General features: G+C 74.0%; 3 protein-coding genes. 1 reads left to right on the top strand and 2 read right to left on the bottom strand.

Going from position 1 to position 2,389, the window contains the following annotated elements; all coding sequences use genetic code 11:
* Both GTW67_RS18455 and GTW67_RS18450 read right to left on the bottom strand, forming a co-directional pair.
* Window positions 1-863, bottom strand: an 863-nt coding sequence (locus GTW67_RS18455) for a TerD family protein (RefSeq protein ID WP_161165926.1), incomplete at its 3' end; no start/stop codon positions are given.
* A gap of 134 nt (window positions 864-997) precedes the next feature.
* Window positions 998-1,594, bottom strand: a complete 597-nt coding sequence (locus tag GTW67_RS18450) for a SprT-like domain-containing protein (RefSeq protein ID WP_161165925.1) — start codon at window positions 1,592-1,594, stop codon at window positions 998-1,000.
* A 270-nt stretch (window positions 1,595-1,864) separates the two neighbouring features.
* Between GTW67_RS18450 and GTW67_RS18445 the strand changes: the two genes are divergently transcribed.
* Window positions 1,865-2,389 (top strand): ThiF family adenylyltransferase (locus GTW67_RS18445; RefSeq protein ID WP_237518920.1); only part of this gene is annotated, 525 nt, incomplete at its 3' end.

Here is a 2,389-nt window from a genome sequence, read left to right as displayed (position 1 = left end):
CCGGGGGGCGGCGGGGCGCTCTGGCCGGGGACCTGGCCGTAGGGCTGCTGACCGGGCTGGCCGTACGGCGCGGGCGCCGGGGCCGGGGGCGGCACCTGGGAGCCGCCGGGCGGGGTGTGCAGGGGCGCGACGATGGTCGGCGCGGCGTGCACGTTGGGCGCGGGTGCCGGGGGCGGCGCGAAGCCCTGCGGGGCGGGAGCGGGGGCCGGAGCCGGTGCGGGGGCGGCTGCCGGGGCGCCGAAGGCCGGGGGCGCCGATGCCTGGGCGGGCGGGGCGAAGCCCGGGGCGGCACCGGCCTGCGGCTGCTGCGCCTGCTGCGGCGCGGGGGCCTCGTCCTCGGCCACCTCGCCGCCGAAGTTCCTCAGCAGTGCGTCGAGCCCGCCGTCGAATCCCTGCCCGACCGCAGCGAAGCGCCACACGTCCTTCAGATAGAAGTCGCCCAGCATCACCGCGCGCTCGGTGGAGAACTCGGACCCGCTGAACGGGTACCGGGCCACCTCTTCGCCGCCCGCGACGATCCGGATGTATCCGGGGCCGGCCTGCGACATCTGCCCGGCGCCGTCGATCGTCGCCGTGAAGGACAGCTTCTGGATCTGCGGCGGGATCCGGTCCAGGGTGACGCGGAAGGACTCCGTGTCACCCGCCTGCGCACCCAGCAGCTGGACGGACTCCTCGGGGGTCTTCGGCTGGTTGAAGAACACGAAGTACCGGTCGTCGGAGAGCCGCTCGTCGGCGTCGAGCCCGAAGCAGCTGATGTCGAAGCTCAGACCGGGGCCGGAGATCTGCACGCCTACGTACAGATCCGTGCCCGCGGTGAGGTCACTGATCCTGGCCTTGTGGCCGCGTTGGAATTCCCTGGCCATGCGTTACGACCGTCCCCCATCCGAATGTGAGTGCGTCGCGCCAGGCTAACGGCAAACCCTGACACCGGACGATGTCGGTACAGAGCCGGTACAGAACCCGGGCCGGCCCGTGTCGGGGCCCTTCCGCGGGCGGGTCACTCGCTCCTGGCGCCGGGCACGTGCGGCAGCCGGTCGGCGGCGACCACACCTTCGAGGTAGCCCCGGGCCCGCTCGGTCCGCGGGTACGCGTCGAGGAGCCGCCAGAAACGGGGACCGTGCCCGGGGACGAGCAGATGGGCCAGCTCGTGGAGGAGCACGTAGTCGACCACGTACTCCGGCATGCCCTGGAGGCGGTGCGACAGGCGGATGCTGCCCTCGGCCGGGGTGCAGGAGCCCCACCGGGTGTTCTGGTTGGTGACCCAGCGCACCGAGGCGGGCCGGGCCCGGCCCTCGAAGTACTGGGCCGACAGCCGTTCGGCGCGCTCGGCCAGCTCGGTGTCGCCGAGGACGCGCTTGCTCTCCTGGGCGGCCAGCTTGTCCAGCATGACGCTCACCCAGCGTCGTTCCTCCGCCTCGGACATCCGGGCGGGGATGAGCACGACGGTGCGGTCGCCCTCGCGGTACGCGGAGACCGTCCGGCGTCGACGGCTGCTCCTGCGGACCTCGATCGCGCTCGCACCCGTGCCGCTGGGCGGCGGACTCGTCGGCGTGCGCTGGGGCGCTCCGGCGCGGTGCAGTGGGTCGGCGGACACGCCCCGACGTTACCCGCTGCACCCGGGGAAGTCCCGGCTCCGGGACGGTTCCGTGCCGATCCGCTCGACGGCTTGCACGACAGCTTGTCCGGCGGCTTGCACGACAGCTTGTACGACAAACACCCACCGCCTGTGGACAACTTTCGACGCTCCACCGCGAATCCGGGCATGCTGGCCTTCGCCGGCGGACGTGTGACCGACCGCACAGCCGTCACACGTCCGGTGACCGCCGGCGCACGGGGACGTACGAGGACTTACGGGGGTTCTGTGATGCATCCGATGGTGAAGCCCGCGCTCAGGCGCGGCTGGCGCGATCTCAACACCGTCCAGTTCGGGATGACGCCGGCGCACTCGCTGACGCTCCGCCCGGTGGACACGGCGACGGGCAGCTTCCTCGAACTGCTCAACGGCACCCGCGGGCCGGCGCTGCTGCGGGAGGAGGGGCGCCGCATGGACCTGCCGGACGGGCATGTCGACCGCCTGGTGGAGCGGCTGGCGGGGGCCGGGCTCCTCGACGACTCCCGGGGCGGCGGGCCGGCCGCCGACGCCCTGCGGGAGAAGAAGGAGGTCCTCGACCGGCTCCGCCCCGACCTCGCGTCCCTGTCCCTGACGACCTCCCGGCCGGGGGACGCGATCCGGCACCTGGCCGCCCGGCGCGCGCTGCGGGTACGGGTGCGGGGCGCGGGCCGGGTGGGCGCGGTGCTGGCCTGCCTGCTGTCGGGGGCCGGCGTCGGCGAGGTCGACGTGCGGGACACCGGACGCGTCGAGCCCTGGGACGTCGCGCCGGGCGGGCTG

Origin of the sequence: Streptomyces sp. SID5910 (assembly GCF_009862125.1) — a bacterium.
Classification (GTDB): Bacteria; Actinomycetota; Actinomycetes; order Streptomycetales; family Streptomycetaceae; genus Streptomyces.
Note: the sequence above shows the minus strand (reverse complement) of the source record. Positions and strands in the feature narration are given on the sequence as shown.